Source organism: Pseudomonas sp. P4_C1, from assembly GCF_056402155.1.
The window spans coordinates 82,647-97,509 of record NZ_JBFUHY010000013.1 but is presented as its reverse complement, the minus strand read 5'-3'; the positions used below and the strand labels follow the sequence as shown (position 1 = coordinate 97,509).

Genomic DNA, 14,863 nt, shown 5'->3' with positions numbered 1-14,863 from the left:
GATTTTGCGCACTCTAGGCGCTTCTCAAGATCGGCATGGATTTTTGCCAAAATGTCTTGAGACTGCTCAAGAGATGGAATGATCTCATCTTCTGTGAAAACGCAGTTTTTTGCAGTAAGGACTTGAGCGATCAAACTATGAATAGCTTCATTGAACGCATCCATTTGGCGGCGCATAAGGACTAGCGCTTCAATAGTCCCATCGATCACGCGCAGCAGATCTAGCGATCTAACTGCCTCGCTTCTCAGGTAGTCACTCATGCGCTCCATGCGATCATTTTGAGTGATGCCGTGCATTTTGCCTCCGTCATCCATCTTTTAGCCCCAGGAGTGGGACTGGGCAGCGATTATGGTCGCCGCTGTTACTATGTCAAGCGCCACGAAATGCAGCTTGTCTAAAACGTGGCGCGTACGAAACGACTATAGGTCAGACGCTAGGGGTTTGCACTGGTTCCACCATGCTATCGGCTGATTGGTAAGATTATTGAAATCAATTGAAATCCCCAGCCTTTCCGCTTGTGATCAACCCCGCCTTCACCTCATCAGCGTAAGCAGTCAGCCGATCCTCATCAGCATGGAACACGGTGCACATTCTCAGCACGGCTTGAGCATCTGCCTCGTTCCCGGTCAAGCTCAGCCGTTCGGCGATCCGCATCAGCTCAACCGCTGGCCACTTCAGATCGGAGGCGATACCCTGGAGATCGCGCTTCAGGTCCTGCTCTGGTTTGTTGAGTCCCATCATCGCCCCTTACAAATCCCCATCACACTAATCCGGTATTTAACCCGCCAGAGCGATTCTCAGTGCTACCGCAGTCTCCAGCAGCTTATTCGCCTGGGCCGAGACGGCTAGAGCCAGTTCTTCATCTCCTGCATCTCTAAGCATTGCTGCTAATCGAGTAGCTTCCCCATCTCAGCCTCGGTGGTGCGGACGGATTCGCCTATATGGTATCGAAGTGAGTGCGCCATGCCATCAACCTTCAAGCCAGATCACCAGGCCTCGGTGCCAGCTACACTAGATGCGCGTTCCACACCAACAGAACGCGCGCTTGGATGAACGTCATATCTCGACGAATCATCCGGTCTTTGTGCCGGGTGTTGTCGGAAATCATCTCGAAGTGATCTTCATCGGCAACTTGCAGTCGCTTGATGTAGATGTGGTCGTCCCACGAAAACAGATAGATCCCRTCACCGACGAACTCCCGAATGTGCACGTCGACGATCAGCGGGTCGCGATGCTTGATTGTCGGTTCCATCGACTGGCCCCAGCCGGTGACCATCTTCAAGTGGTAGTGCTCTTCGAAGTCCACGCCCAATTCACGCAGATGCTTGGGACTTACCCGTACGTCCTGAAACATTTCTGGGTAATCGGCAGCGATCTGCCCGCCACCCATTGCAGCGCGGATGTCGTAATGAGCGATCCAAACTTCATCGCCGACCAGGCCTGGGCGCGAAAAGTCAGCCGTAATGACATTGGTTTTCTGGGGTTCTTCAGCAGCATCAAGCAAACGCTGTCGGGCATCAGGTGAAAGCCGCTTTCCGCTCCGAGCAAGCATTTCCTTTACCAAATCGGCTGCGCTTGTCCCTTCATCTTGGGCGCCTATGTCATGTCCAGCCATGGGAACCGGGACGCTGGTCAGTTTTCGTATCTCTTCTGCCAGGCGAGGGCTGAATGACTCAACTGGCTCTTGGAGCATGCGCGAAAGAACTGAAGCGAACTGTGCGTTGAGCGGATTAATCCCTTTGAAATAGAGATTTACCGCAGCGGGCGTCATTCCGGCAGCGTCGGCGATTTTCTTCTGACTCAGCTTCATCTCATTCTTTTTTGAAAGAAACAGAGCGTGCGCAGCTTCGCATTCGGCCATGCGGTCCGGCGACAGGATTCGTTTTTTAGTCATCGCGCGAATTTATACCAATGGTTAAAAATGAGAAGAAACCATCGGTATTGATTATAAATTAACAGATGGTTAATATCTGCCTTATCTACAAGAGAGGCACGACCATGAATGAGACTTCCCTCGACAAGTTCGTGGCTGACAAAGGGCAGTCCGAAGCCGCAAGGCTTCTCCGCGTCACTGCCCCAGCCATCCATAAAGCTTTATCCGCAAAACGGGATATTCGCGTGCTTGAGCTCCCCGATGGGAGCTTCCAGGCAAGTGAACTGCGTCCGTTTCCATCCCAAAAATCCGCTGCATAAGTCATCCCTGTCGTTGATCTGTTGAGCGAATGATCGCCGAGCAGCTTCAGCGGTGCTACGGAAACAAATTTGAGGTTTTACGAATGGAAGATTTCTTGAGGGCTTGCCACACCACCGTCAAGGAAAGCGGGGCAGAGGAACTGGCGGGGAAAATGTGCATGGCGCACGTGAGCCTGTTGCAGCGCTCGAACCCGGACAACGCCGCCCATCACCTGACCATCGAGCATCTTTTCGGAGTTCTGCTGCACACAGGTGATATGCGCCCATTGACCGCTCTGGCCGATCAGTTCGGGTACGACTTGGTGGCGAGGGAAAAGCCTGCCGCCAAGCCTTTGATGGTTGCGCTTGGGCAACYATCGGCTGAGTGCGGAGATGTTGGCCGGCTGATCTTTGATGCTGCCGAGGATAACCACATCAGTCAGCACGAAAAAGCCCAAGGCGAGAAAGCCATTTTGGAAGCAATCGATGCGCTGCAGGTTCTGCGCGAATCACTAAAAGCAGCCTGAATCGCAGACACAAAAAAGCCGGGCTGCAACCCGGCTTTTCAACAACTTGTAAAACTCTGTGGGGCCATTATGAACACGATCGTTGCTCCAAGCAATACGATCATCATGTCAAGCCGGAAGATCGCCGAACTCACCGGCAAACATCACCACCATGTCGTGTGCGATATAGAAGTGATGGTGACTCGATCAGGCAACGTCACGCTGGTTGAACAACTTCAAGGAATTACGTTTTGAGTGTCCAAGCAATGTCATGGGCGCTCTCTCTGCCCACCCAATCCCTGAAAGACTCAAGCGCGCGTCACGTGCTGTTGTGCCTTGCCAACTATGCCGGTTCGAACGGTGCTGGCGCCTTTCCCTCTGCCTCGACCCTGGCTCAAGACACCGGACTGTCCGAGCGCACCGTCCGTTACAAGCTGGACGATCTAGAGAAGGTCGGGCTGATCCAGAAAGGTAATCAAGCCATCGCAGCCGTGCATATCGATCGTCATGACCGTCGCCCAGTCGTTTACGACCTTCAACTCTCGCGGGGTGCAATTCCTGCACCCCGTACAAACCGGGGTGCAAATGACGCAACGGGATGCAACTCACAACAGAACGGGGTGCAGCCTGGAACAGAACGGGGTGCAGCGGCTGCACCCAATACGTCAATTAACCATCAAGGAACCGAACAGCAGCCGCAACGCGAGATTTCCGATGTGATCGCCGAGCAGGACCAAGCCGCCATCGATGCGCTGGATGAACGCCAACGCTTCGCCATGTTCGCCACCTGGGTACCGAGCGAGAAAGGATTGGCTGATCAACTCGCAATCGCCGGGCTGCCTGCTGAGTCGGTGACTGATGAGTTGTTCGCTGATTTTAAGGGCTTCTTCGTTGCCAAGTCTATGACCGTCGACAGCCCGTCTGGCTGGTGCTTTCGACTGGTCAAGTGGATCAAGCGTGAGCAGGTGAAGCGTGCCGGAGGCCAATCTGCGCAGCCTGACTTCGATGACTCCAGCTGGGCTGATGATCTGGGGGATTTGTGATGGAGATGAAAGCGCCGCGTAGCGCTACTCAACTGCTCAGCAAGATGGGAAACCTGCCACCCGTTGCGCTGGTTCAACCTAAACAACTGCCGCCCGGCACCACCGATGTCGTTAACGCATTGTTCAAAGAGCTACAGGCGATTTTTCCGGCATGGAAACAGGCCTGGCCCGACGACGATGCCTTGCGAGCTGCAAAACGTAGTTGGATCAAGGCGTTCATCGTCGCTGGAATCAATACCCTTGAGCAGATCCGGTACGGGCTTCAGAACTGCCGACAGTACGGCGGCGATTTCGCGCCGAGCGTTGGTAAGTTCGTGAAGTGGTGCCAGCCAACGCCTGAGATGTTGGGCGTCCCTTCACACGATAAGGCTTTCCGCGAAGCCCTGGTCAATTTGGACCCGAGCCGCGCCTCTTCCCGTGTGTGGTCGCACCCAGCGGTACGTCATGCCGCGCTCCAGTGCGAGATGCACAACCTGAACAGCTTGGTGTCGGAAAAAGCCTGCAAGGTTTTCGATCGGGCGTACGACATCACGATCCGGATGCTGGTCCAGGGTAAGCCGCTTGAGGATATCGCCATCGGCATCGGRCATGACTCGCAGAGACCAGAGGTGCAGCTTGCTCAGGAGTACGGTGATGCGCGGCTACTGGCAACCATGGCTCGGCAATCCATTCCTGTCGATGGTCAAACCGCCCGTGCTCAGTTGCTGTCTCGTTTCGGTATTCGAAATAAAACAAACATCGAAGGCCACTCCAATGCCTGATCGTCTGCTGGCTGTTCCTGACCCGGAGAACTACCGCTTCGCCGTGTTCTGCTGCTCTTACAAGTGGGATCTGGGGAGTACTCCCGATCACGCATTAGCGCTGTTTGTTGATCAGGCGATGGCCGAGCGTTATGGCGCATCAATGTGGCCGAACACCTTTCAAGTCGTCGATCTTTTGGGGCCCGCAGGTAGCCCGCAATGACCGCCCAAGTGAAAACCCTGACCGTGAAACTTTCGGATGCCGAAATCGAGCGCAGCGCCAAGAAACTTCACGTCCGCGACCTGCGAGATGCGAGTCACCCGGCGTTGCACTTTCGCTTCGCGAAGAATCGAACCCGCGGTTCTTGGTACCTGCTCAATAAGCGCACTTGGAACAAGATCGGCAACTTCCCCGACCTGAGCACAAAGCAGGTGGTCGCGGCACTGCCAGCGGTTCGTCTTCGGGTCGCTGCTGATGAAGGGGCGAACCTTTCCAAATGGAGTACCACTGGCGAGCTGCTGGCCTGGTACGCCGAGCGCATGGCCCGTGACCGCAACCTGTCCGAGAAGCGCAAGAAGACCGGCGCCTCGATGATCAAGTGCCACCTGCTGCCGCGCCTCGGTGGTCTGTTGCTGACCGACATCAACAAGGCTGGTCTCGACAGCCAGCTGATGTGGCCGTTACAGGAAAGCATTTCCATCGACTACGTGCGTTCGGTGTTCCAGCTGCTGGCCCTGGCTTTCCGTCAGGCGCTCAAGCTGGGCCTGATTTCGTCCAATCCAATGGCGAGCATGAAGTTCAACGACTTCTCCAAAGCCAAGGTCGGGATCAAGCCTTCACGGTTGCGTGGTACCCAGCTCCAAGACCTGATGACTCGCTTGCTCGGTGCCATGGCGAGCAACCCTTCGGACGGCCTACTGGCTCTGATGATGCTCTGCCATGGCACCCGCATCGGCGAAACCCGGCAGGCACGCTGGTCGCACATCAGCCTGGCTGAGCGTGAGTGGTTCATTCCAGCCGAGCACACCAAGACCGGCGTCGAGCATCACCTGCCGCTGACCGATCAGGTACGCAAGGTGCTCATCAGCTATCGCGAGATCCAGCGAGTCAAAGGGTATGACGGTCAGTTCCTGTTCCCGTCCCGTAACGGAAAGGCAATCAGCGAAGGGCAGGCGAGTGCCGTGTTCGTGCGGCTGGGGGAGGGTGAGTGGACCAGTCACGATCTGCGCAAGGTAGCTCGTACCGGATGGGCAGACCTCGGCATCGACCACTTGATCGGCGAACTGCTGATCAATCATGCCATGGGCCACAACGTGAAGGTGTACATCCAATCGGACGTGATGGGTCGCAAGCGGGATGCCCTGGAGCAGTGGCACGCGCATCTAGATAAAAAGGGTTTTGACCAGATTCATATGTTGACCGGCGTTAGATTCGGAGATTCCGGTAATGCGCTGGAAACCACAGAACATAAGGCCTGCGAGTCCATTCAAGAATCAACCATAGGCGAGGATTAAAAACGATGAAAAAGGTCCATGGCCCCGCCTTCCGGAAGCAGATGATTGACCTGACCCAGTGCCCGGCATGTCATGGGAAAGCAGTCATCAGCGGCCTGTTCCACCAGATCGACTGCGACCGGTGCAATGCTTCCGGATGGGTTGCCGCCGGTACCGGTGAAGCGCTGCCGTTGCAGGATCTGGTCACACAACTGAGCTTCAAGTTGCAGCAGGCCGATCAGCAGCTATTGGGGCACCGTCGGGCATTGAGCGGCCCGGCGCAGCAATACGAACGAAACAACCGCCGCGGTGCCGGCGGATCGAACTACACAGGGGATTGAGGGAACGCCATGGGCATTTATAAAGACGTGATGGGCACGCTGGTCCGCGTACTGGCCGCCGACAACATCGATAACAGCACCAAGCAGAGCTGGCAAAAACTGATTGATGCTGATCTGCGCCAGGGTGGTACGGGCAGCACCATTTCGGTCCGTGACAAGTTCGACTATGACTGCTGCCTGCATGCGTTGTTGCACCGCGAACTGGCACCGGCGCAGTGGGATGTGCTGATTGCAAAGTACTCGACCCATAAGGCCAATAAGGTCGACTCCATCGGTCGCTTGATCAGCCGGATAGTGTCTCCAGCCCCTCAGTTGTTTATCTACAAAGCAGTCACCGCTTGGGCCATTCCGAAACTGTGTGGTGTCCAAACCAGCAAGCGCTCCACCGACATGATCGTGTTGCCTGCCGAGTTCTATGACATGAATACCTGGGACATGGAGGGCAAGCCGGAGTCGACTCGACGCCGTTGGAAGACCGGCATTGCCAAGTGCTTGGAACGCTTAGAAGAGGCCGCAGTGGTGCATGCCACGGAGATATTTGATAGGGAAGAAATATTCATCGACGCTGCTTGACTATGATGGCGGAATGATCGTAAATTGCCCCCATCATGTCGATCTTACGCGTTATGAGATTCGACGACTTAAAGCCCGGCCATCGTGTCGGGCTTTTTGCTTTCTGCACCACTCCTAAGCCTCGCCACTGTGCGGGGCTTCTTTTATTTCACTCTCCCAAAGTTGGAGCGTGAGCAACCTTCAAGCCCTCGGCTCTCAACGGCCGGGGGCTTTTTTATGGGGACAGAAAAGTGAACACAGAATCTGGCCTTGCGGTGACGGTCGCGAAAGCCGCGCCGCCGGTGGCGTATTTCAGCAGCACCACGCTTTTCGGCTTTCAAATTAGCCACCTGATTGGCTGGATGACTCTGCTCTATACCCTGTTGCTGTTGCTCGATAAGGCGTTCCCGTCCTGGCGCACCACGCTGGTTAGTTCGGTTACGTCAGCGGTGACGGCATGGCGAAAATAAAGCTGCCGGCCGCGCTTCTGGCGGTGTTGGCTGCCGGTGGTTCGGCCTATCAGCTGATGGACGTGGCAGTCCCCATCGTCGAGGGCAACCCTCTGCATGCCTATCTAGACATTGGCGGCGTTCCTACCATCTGCGGAGGGGTGACCAAGGGTGTGAAGTTGGGCGATGTTGAAACAGTCGAGGGCTGCACGCGCCGCAATCGTGAGGCCATCGACATCGGACTGAGGGACGTTGCGCGGTGTGTAACCACCCACGACCTGATGCCCGAATCGATGAAAGCGGGGTGGGGCTTGTTTGCCTACAACGTCGGCGGCCCAAAGTTCTGCGGCTCGACAGCGGCCAGCCTGCTTCGCCAAGGGCAGTACGTGCAAGCGTGCGATCAACTCAAGCGGTGGCGATACGTTGCCGGTAAGGATTGCGCGCTGAAGAGCAGCAAGTGCGACGGCATCATTCATCGTCGCTCCCTGGAGGAAACCTTATGTGCGTGGGATTTGTGATCGGCGCGCTGGTAAGTGTTGTCGTGTTCCTGCTGGCCACCGTGGCGGTCGGTCCGTATCAAGTGGTGATGGTATGAAGCTGATTCCCTGGGGTATCGCGTTGCTGGTCGCGGCCTTGGCGCTCTGGCGCATTGAGGCCGTCGATTCGGCCCGCGCGTTGGCCGAACAGGCCAGCAGCAATGTCAGCAATCAGCTGACAACCGAACAGCAGCGAACCGCCGAACAGGCGGGGGTGATCGATGACCAGCGTGCCCAACTGAAGCAAGCGCAGACCGCTGACCGCTTGTTCCGATCATTGGCGCAGACCATCGCTAAGGATGGTGCCGTTACGCGTAACGCGCTACAGGAGCTTAAAGAGAATGATCAAGCTATCGCCGATTACCTGGCCGGTGCTGTACCTGCTGCTTACGGGGTGCAGTTCGCCCGTCCAGAAACCACCGACCCAACCCAGTACAAGCCAAGCGCAGCCCTGTCCGCTGGTAGCCTGCCGCCTGCCGGCACGCCCGGCGGTGCTGGCCAATGAGCAATGGGAGGATGCCGTGTTAGTGACTGAAGACGCCTTGAAGACCTGCGCCGCCCAGGTGCTGGCCTGCATCCAACAACAGGCACCCACCACGCGCCATGATGGTGCGTCGATGGGTCTGGGTCCCTCTGGCTCCAAAATTTGAACCTACGGTCGTCAGGCCCGCGCGGCTCGCGAATTTTTCGGTTTTCGGAAAAGCGCGCCCTTTGTCCACCTTTATCGTTCAATTTTTGAACAGGTGGTCACGTGCAGCCCTTGAATTTACTGGCAACGTGTGCGCCGAACGAGAAGGGCAAGGTGGACAAATAGGCCAAGCGCTCGGCCACCTCTTCGCATTGGTCGACCTATGCCGCTGATTCTGAATAAACGCGAATACGCCGATGCCCGGGGCATGTCCGAACGGACGGTTACGCGTTGGCTTGGCGAGGGGTTGCCGCATGAGGGAAGTGGCAAGAAGGGCGACCCCTTGCGCATCGACATGGCCAAGGCCACCGCTTGGGAAATTGCGCGGGAGGTGGCAAGGCAACTGGGCGACGGCAGCACGCTTGAAGGTCAAACCACCAGCAAGGAACAAGAAGAACTGATGAAGCTGCGCGCCGACCGCAAGACGCGGGAAGCCGAAGCCGAGTTGCGCGCGTTGGAGCTGGGCGAAAAGAAAAAGACCTTGATCGACATCGACCTGGTCGAGCAGACCCTGGCCAGCGCACTGACACAGATGGCGATGATCCTGCGCCCGGTGGGCCGCAAGGTGATTCCCAAAGTATTCACCGCGCGCAATGAAGCGGCGGGCTTGCAGATATTCGACGACGAACTGACCCGGGCCATGTCGGTCGCGGCCGACATGCTGGAGGCGCTAGACATCCATGCCGCACCGTCTGAAGAGGATTCTTAAGCGGGGGGCCAAGGTGTTTCGGCCAGCGCCGCTGCGCGCGGCGTGGCTGTGGGCCAATCAGAAGCGTGTTCTGCCGCCGGGCAGTCCTGAGCCGGGGCCGTGGAACAGCGATCGCGCACCTTGGGTCAAGGGCATCACCGAAGCCATCCGCGACCCGCTGTTCAAAATGGTGACCGGCGTGATGGGCGCGCAGATGTCCAAGACCGACGGCGTGCTGTTAAACGCGGTTGGCTGGCGGATGGACGACGATCCGGGTCCGGTGCTGTACATCGGCCCGACTCGCAAGAACGTCGAGTCGGTGAGCAAGGATCGTTTTTCCAAATTGCTGAAGTCGGTGCCGTCGCTGTTTGAGGCGCTGGCCAAGGGCAAGCAAGACACGATCAATGAAAAGTTCATCAACGGTCAGCGCATCGGCTTCGGCTGGGCGGGCTCGGCGACTGAGCTGGCGTCGCATCCATCGCGCGATGTGTTCGTCGATGAACGCGACCGTATGGGCAATAACGTCGGCGGCGAAGGCGACCCGATCAGTCTGGCCGAAGCGCGTATTTCTAACTTCATCGACGGCAATGTGACGGTCGTTTCGACACCGACCGTTGGCAGCGTGGAAACCGAAACCGACGACGATGGCCTGGAGCGCTGGCGGCCGTCGGACGATGTCCATTCGCCGGTGTGGAAGCTGTGGCAGGAAGGCACGYGGCACGAATGGGCCTGGCCGTGCCCGCACAAGGGTTGTGGTCGGTACTTCATCCCGCGTTTTTCGACCTTGTACATCCCCGACGGGGCGACGCCCAAGCAGGCCTTGGACGACGCCCGGCTGTTCTGCCCGCATTGCTCGGCGATGATCGCCGAGGAATCGAAAGAGTGGATGAATGACCGTGGTGTGTTTGTCGCCCCGGGCCAGCGCCTGGTCGGCTTCAACGTGGCGGGTGCGCAGATCGAGCAGGGCGGCGTGACGGTAACGGTCGAATTCGGTACCTACCTGGCGCCGCTGGAGGCAGACACTTCGGCGTCGTTTTGGGTGTCCGGGTTGTGCTCGCCCTGGCAGACCTTTGGCCAGCGCGCGCGCAAGTTCGTGGTGGCCATGTTGTCGGGCGAGCCCGGCCGGATGCAGGCCGCGATTAACACCGCATTCGGCGAGCTGTTCATGGTCAAGGGTGAGGCGCCGGCCTGGCAGTCGGTTGCCGCGCTACGCCGGCCCTATGCCTTTGGCGAGGTGCCGCGCGGGGTGCAACTGATCTTGGCCGGTGTCGACGTGCAAGGCGATCGTCTGGTCTATGTGGTGCGCGGCTTCGGCTACAACTTTTCGTCGTGGCTGATTGAGCACGGCGAGATATGGGGCGACACCGAACAGGAACAGGTGTGGCAGGACCTGGCCACGCTGCTGGAAACGACCTACGACGGCCGGCCGATTGCGCGGATGCTGGTCGATTCGGGCTATAAGCCCGGCGGTAAGGCCGCACCGGTGCATATGGTCTATCAGTTCTGCCGGCGCTACTACGGCCGCGCGGTGCCGACCAAGGGCCGGCAGCAACAGGACAAGCCGTACAAGTTCGCTGACGTGGACCAGAAGGGCCACGAACGCCAACCGCTGAAGCTGATGCACATCCACACCGACCACTTCAAAAGCTGGGTGCATGCCCGTATCGAATGGCCGGTGGAACATGCCGGCGCTTGGTACATCGCACAAGACGCGACCGACGATTACTGCCAGCAGGTGGTCGCCGAGGCGCGCCTGGTGACCCAGGCGGGGCGCGTGTTCTGGCACAAGCTGCGTACCGACAACCACTATTTCGACGCTGAAGTGTTGGCGGCGACAGCCGCCCATCTTGAGCAGGTGCATCGCCTGCCGCGCCTGGGGGACGAAATGCTAGACCTGCCGGATGAAACCGCGCCTGACCTAACGGACATGCCTGCGTTGCCTGATGGCGCGCGGGTAAAACAAAAACCCAAACCCTCACCGGAACCGGCAGTGCCGGCGCCGAAGCGGAAAAAACGCCGCCGGGGGGCTGTGAGTGAGTGCCAGCTATGAGCCGAAACCGTGGGGCAGTTCGGGCGGAAATCGCCGCCATCGACAAGGCCATTCTTGATGTGTTGCAGGGTGGTCAAAACGTCGAGGTGACGACGGCCGCCGGGACGCGAAAGGTGCAGATGGCGGACCTTAAAACCCTGTATGCACAACGCGATCGCCTGCGGCGCAGCCTGCGCGGCGGACCGGTGGCGCGACAAGGGATTCCGATATGAGTCGAAATGTCTTCGACCGCGTGGTCGGTTTCTTTTCCGCTTCGGCGGGATTGGAGCGCGCGCGGGACCGGATGAGTCTCGACGCCCTGGATTCATTCGCTGGGGCGTCGAAAAGTCGCCCGGCGCTGAAATCGTGGTTTACCTCGAAAAAAGACGCCGACGGCGACGTTAACCCCGAACTGGCGACCCTGCGGTCGCGGTCGCGCGACTTGGAGCGCAATAACCCGATTGCCCACGGCGCCATGAAAACCAAGACGGTCTATGTGATCGGCACCGGGCTACGGCCTGAACCGAGTATCGACGCCGAGTTCCTGGGGCTGAGTTCCCAGCAGGCGGAGACGTTACAGGCGCAAATGTTGCGTGAGTTCAACCTGGCGGCCGATTGCCTGGAGGCAGACGCCGCGCGGCGCAAGACCTTCTTTCAAAAGCAAGCCGAGCTGTTCCATAGCGCCCGGGTGAATGGCGACGCGTTTCTGTTGCTGCCACATTTCGAGCGTGAAGGGTCACCGTACGCGACGCACTTTCAGTCGGTCGAGTCCGACCGCGTGTGCAACCCGAACAACAAACCCGACAGCGAAACCCTGTCGGGCGGTTTCGAGCTGGACGAACACGGCGCCGCCGTGGCGGTGCATGTGCTGCAAACCAACCCGGCCAAGCGTTTTTTGCGCTCGAAAGCGTCCTGGCAGCGGGTGCCGCTGTTCGGTGAGCAGAGCCGGCGCAACGTGCTGATTCACTCCAACCACAACATGCGGGCCAGTCAAACGCGGGGCATTCCTGATTTGGCGCCGGTGATCGAGGTGATTAAGCAGGCCGGGCGCTACATCGATGCCGAACTGATGGCGTCGGTGATTAGCTCGAAATTCACCGTGTTCATCAAGTCCGACCGCGATGGTGGTGGGGATGCTTATGGTCCGGGAGGGGGCAGGACAGGCGCAGCGGATGACGATGACCACGACAGCGACGAAGCCCGTGACCTGCGCCTGGGTGATGGCCTGGTGTATGAGCTGGACGAAGGCGAGAGCATTGAAACGGCCAACCCGGGGCGACCGAATGCGGCCTTTGACCCGTTCGTGACGGCGCTCTGGCGCATGATCGGCGGCGCCATTGGCGTGCCGTTTGAAGTGTTGATCAAACATTTTACCGCCAGTTACTCGGCCAGCCGGGCGGCACTGTTGCAGTTCGCCCATTACATCATGGTCGACCGGGCGAACTTCGTCGTCGACGTGTGCCAGCCGTATTACGAAACCGTGATCGCGGAAGCGGTGGCGCGGGGGCGTCTGCGCTTGCCGGGGTACTTTCAGGACCCGCTGGTCCGCCGGGCCTACTGCCAAGCACTGTGGCACGGGCCGAACCTGGGCGAGCTAGACGAACTGAAGGCGGTCAACGCGGCCGAGAAGCGGCTAAAGATCGGCATCAGTACGCACGAACGGGAAAGCCGTCACTTGCTGGGCCAGGGCTGGGAGCAAATCAACAACCGGCGCGTGATCGAGGAGCGCCGCAAGTACAAACCGGCGGCGCCGAGTGCGCCGCCCAATGACGACAACGTCGAACAAGGCCCCGAAGGCAACCGCCAACGGGGCTTTTTGCTGCCAGGGGAGGACGCATGAAAAAGCTGATGGCCTTGCAGTTTCTGGCCTCACAAGCCTGGGCGCTGCCGCCGACGATGCTGGCCGACATGGAAGCCATCGCCCGCCGAGAGCTGAAGGCCGGCAGCCTGGAGGCACTGGCCACGCAAGACGGCGAGGGGATGAAATCGGCCCCCGCCGTCGAGCTGCGCGACGGGGTGGCACTGATCAAGGTGCGCGGGGTGGTGTCGCGTTATGCCAGCTGGATGCACGAAATCTGCGGCGGTACATCGACCGAGGCGCTGGCCAAGTCGCTGTCGGCTTCGATTGAAGACCCCAAGGCCCGCGCCGTGGTGCTGTGGTTCGACTCGCCTGGTGGCCAGGTCAACGGCCTGAATGAAATGGCCGAAATGATCTATCAGGCCCGTGGCCGGAAAAAGATCGTCGCCTATGTCGGTGGCCAAGCCTGTTCGGCGGCGTACTGGATGGCTTCGGCCTGTGCCGAAGTGGTGATCGATGCGACCGCCGAACTGGGTTCGGTGGGCACGGTAGCGGGGTTTCGCATCCTGCCGCCGGTCGAGGGCGAACAACGCATCGAAGTCGTGTCGAGCAATGCGCCGAACAAGCGCCTTGACCCGACCAGCGAGGACGGCCAGGCCGCGGTGCAGACCATCGTCGACGACCTCGAAACAGTGTTCATCGACGCGGTGACCCGAAACATGGGTGTCGGCCGCGACAAGGTCCTGGCCGACTTTGGCCGGGGCGGCACCTTCATCGGTGCCAAGGCAGTAAAGCAGGGCATGGCGCACCGCCTCGGCAGCTTGGAAGGCTTGATCGCCGAGCTAAGCGGCCGGCAGTCGTCGCGCCCGATTCAACCACTCAAGGCGTCAACCGCCGCCAAGACCAACGTAGGAGCAAACCACATGCCTCTGACTATCGCAGAAGGGGCGACGGCGGCCGCCGTTGCTGACGCCCTGAAGGCCCAACACCCGGACGCTTTCGCCGCCATTGCCGCCACCGGTGCGGCCGACATGGCCACCGCCGTCGAAGCGGCTCGTGTGACGGGTCACACGGCGGGCAAAGCCGAAGGGGAAATCGCCGGCCGGACGGCCGAAACCGCACGCGTCACGGCGGTGTTTGCCAACAGCTTGCCCGGGCATGAAAAGCTGATTCAGGCCCTGGCCTTGGACGGCACCACCAGCGGCCCGGAAGCCGCCGCGCAGATTATCGCCGCCGAGAAAAAAGGCGGTGCCGATTACCTGCACGACGCTGCCAATACCGAAGCCAACAAGGTCAAGGGTGGCGCCGAACCCCAGGGCGGGAAGTCCACCGTTGACCCGAAAACGCTGGCCGCTGAAGCCCGCAGCCTTGTCGATTCCGAAGCCGCCAAGGGCAACAAAATCACTATTTCCGCCGCTGTGCGAATGATCCAAGGGGGTAAAGCCTGATGCGTCAACACATTGAAAGCCGTCGCGCCGGTACGGATGCCGAGCCGTACCGCATTGCCGCCTATGACGATGTCGAAGGCGAGTTCAAGCAAGCCACGGGGCCGAGCGAAGCGCCGTTGATGGGCGTGACCGGCAGCCTCGGCGCGGTGGCAGGCACCGTCTGCGACGTGATCCGAAGCGGCCCGACCGAGTTGGAGTATGGCGACGCTGTTGGGTTTGGTGACTTGCTGACCGCCGACGTCGCCGGTCGTGCGGTGAAGGCGAAACCCGGCGAAGCCTACATCGCCCGCGCCGACGAAACCGGCGATGCCGGCACCATCGGCCGCGTGTTCATCGAGCGCGGCTTTGTGCCGGCCGCTTAATTTGACCCTGGAGTAAT

General features: G+C 59.3%; 21 protein-coding genes. 18 read left to right on the top strand and 3 right to left on the bottom strand.

Annotated features, from left to right (window positions below; all coding sequences use genetic code 11):
• From AC1DU9_RS11665 to AC1DU9_RS11655, 3 genes are all read right to left on the bottom strand, one after another.
• Positions 1-296, bottom strand: a 296-nt coding sequence (locus AC1DU9_RS11665) for a hypothetical protein (RefSeq protein ID WP_477810186.1), incomplete at its 3' end; no start/stop codon positions are given.
• A gap of 193 nt (positions 297-489) precedes the next feature.
• A complete protein-coding gene (locus AC1DU9_RS11660; RefSeq protein ID WP_477810185.1) occupies positions 490-738 on the bottom strand; it encodes a hypothetical protein in 249 nt (82 codons plus the stop codon).
• Between the two features lie 268 nt (positions 739-1,006).
• Positions 1,007-1,894: a S24 family peptidase gene (locus AC1DU9_RS11655; RefSeq protein ID WP_477810184.1), complete on the bottom strand. Its 888-nt coding sequence runs from the start codon at positions 1,892-1,894 to the stop codon at positions 1,007-1,009.
• A 104-nt stretch (positions 1,895-1,998) separates the two neighbouring features.
• Between AC1DU9_RS11655 and AC1DU9_RS11650 the strand changes: the two genes are divergently transcribed.
• From AC1DU9_RS11650 to AC1DU9_RS11565, 18 genes are all read left to right on the top strand, one after another.
• Complete coding sequence (locus AC1DU9_RS11650) at positions 1,999-2,193, top strand: Cro/CI family transcriptional regulator (RefSeq protein ID WP_151213157.1); 195 nt, start codon at positions 1,999-2,001, stop codon at positions 2,191-2,193.
• Positions 2,194-2,276: 83 nt separating this feature from the next.
• Positions 2,277-2,699, top strand: coding sequence for a phage regulatory CII family protein (locus tag AC1DU9_RS11645; protein ID WP_477810183.1), 423 nt, complete (start codon positions 2,277-2,279; stop codon positions 2,697-2,699).
• A 69-nt stretch (positions 2,700-2,768) separates the two neighbouring features.
• Positions 2,769-2,933: a hypothetical protein gene (locus AC1DU9_RS11640; protein ID WP_477810182.1), complete on the top strand. Its 165-nt coding sequence runs from the start codon at positions 2,769-2,771 to the stop codon at positions 2,931-2,933.
• Between the two features lie 11 nt (positions 2,934-2,944).
• Positions 2,945-3,721 (top strand): helix-turn-helix domain-containing protein, encoded by a 777-nt coding sequence (locus AC1DU9_RS11635; protein ID WP_477810189.1) that lies wholly within the window; start codon positions 2,945-2,947, stop codon positions 3,719-3,721.
• Positions 3,721-4,482, top strand: coding sequence for a replication protein P (locus AC1DU9_RS11630; RefSeq protein ID WP_477810181.1), 762 nt, complete (start codon positions 3,721-3,723; stop codon positions 4,480-4,482). The genes AC1DU9_RS11635 and AC1DU9_RS11630 overlap by 1 nt, the downstream gene beginning before the upstream one ends.
• Positions 4,475-4,684, top strand: coding sequence for a hypothetical protein (locus tag AC1DU9_RS11625; RefSeq protein WP_477810180.1), 210 nt, complete (start codon positions 4,475-4,477; stop codon positions 4,682-4,684). The genes AC1DU9_RS11630 and AC1DU9_RS11625 overlap by 8 nt, the downstream gene beginning before the upstream one ends.
• Positions 4,681-5,976, top strand: coding sequence for a tyrosine-type recombinase/integrase (locus tag AC1DU9_RS11620; protein WP_477810179.1), 1,296 nt, complete (start codon positions 4,681-4,683; stop codon positions 5,974-5,976). The genes AC1DU9_RS11625 and AC1DU9_RS11620 overlap by 4 nt, the downstream gene beginning before the upstream one ends.
• Positions 5,977-5,981: 5 nt before the next feature.
• Positions 5,982-6,296, top strand: coding sequence for a hypothetical protein (locus AC1DU9_RS11615; protein ID WP_477748633.1), 315 nt, complete (start codon positions 5,982-5,984; stop codon positions 6,294-6,296).
• 9 nt (positions 6,297-6,305) lie between these two features.
• Positions 6,306-6,869, top strand: a complete 564-nt coding sequence (locus tag AC1DU9_RS11610; protein WP_477748634.1) for a hypothetical protein — start codon at positions 6,306-6,308, stop codon at positions 6,867-6,869.
• 230 nt (positions 6,870-7,099) lie between these two features.
• Positions 7,100-7,318 (top strand): hypothetical protein, encoded by a 219-nt coding sequence (locus AC1DU9_RS11605; RefSeq protein ID WP_143519183.1) that lies wholly within the window; start codon positions 7,100-7,102, stop codon positions 7,316-7,318.
• On the top strand, positions 7,306-7,815 hold the full coding sequence (locus tag AC1DU9_RS11600) for a lysozyme (protein WP_477748635.1): 510 nt from the start codon (positions 7,306-7,308) through the stop codon (positions 7,813-7,815). Before AC1DU9_RS11605 ends, AC1DU9_RS11600 begins: the two co-directional genes overlap by 13 nt.
• A gap of 73 nt (positions 7,816-7,888) precedes the next feature.
• On the top strand, positions 7,889-8,338 hold the full coding sequence (locus AC1DU9_RS11595) for a hypothetical protein (protein ID WP_477748636.1): 450 nt from the start codon (positions 7,889-7,891) through the stop codon (positions 8,336-8,338).
• A 346-nt stretch (positions 8,339-8,684) separates the two neighbouring features.
• Positions 8,685-9,230: a hypothetical protein gene (locus AC1DU9_RS11590; RefSeq protein WP_477748637.1), complete on the top strand. Its 546-nt coding sequence runs from the start codon at positions 8,685-8,687 to the stop codon at positions 9,228-9,230.
• Positions 9,202-11,259, top strand: coding sequence for a terminase gpA endonuclease subunit (locus tag AC1DU9_RS11585; RefSeq protein ID WP_477810178.1), 2,058 nt, complete (start codon positions 9,202-9,204; stop codon positions 11,257-11,259). Before AC1DU9_RS11590 ends, AC1DU9_RS11585 begins: the two co-directional genes overlap by 29 nt.
• Positions 11,256-11,471, top strand: coding sequence for a hypothetical protein (locus AC1DU9_RS11580; RefSeq protein ID WP_030132153.1), 216 nt, complete (start codon positions 11,256-11,258; stop codon positions 11,469-11,471). The genes AC1DU9_RS11585 and AC1DU9_RS11580 overlap by 4 nt, the downstream gene beginning before the upstream one ends.
• On the top strand, positions 11,468-13,078 hold the full coding sequence (locus AC1DU9_RS11575; RefSeq protein WP_477748639.1) for a phage portal protein: 1,611 nt from the start codon (positions 11,468-11,470) through the stop codon (positions 13,076-13,078). The genes AC1DU9_RS11580 and AC1DU9_RS11575 overlap by 4 nt, the downstream gene beginning before the upstream one ends.
• Positions 13,075-14,484 (top strand): S49 family peptidase, encoded by a 1,410-nt coding sequence (locus tag AC1DU9_RS11570; RefSeq protein WP_477748640.1) that lies wholly within the window; start codon positions 13,075-13,077, stop codon positions 14,482-14,484. Before AC1DU9_RS11575 ends, AC1DU9_RS11570 begins: the two co-directional genes overlap by 4 nt.
• On the top strand, positions 14,484-14,846 hold the full coding sequence (locus AC1DU9_RS11565) for a hypothetical protein (RefSeq protein ID WP_477748641.1): 363 nt from the start codon (positions 14,484-14,486) through the stop codon (positions 14,844-14,846). The genes AC1DU9_RS11570 and AC1DU9_RS11565 overlap by 1 nt, the downstream gene beginning before the upstream one ends.
• Positions 14,847-14,863 lie beyond the last annotated feature (17 nt).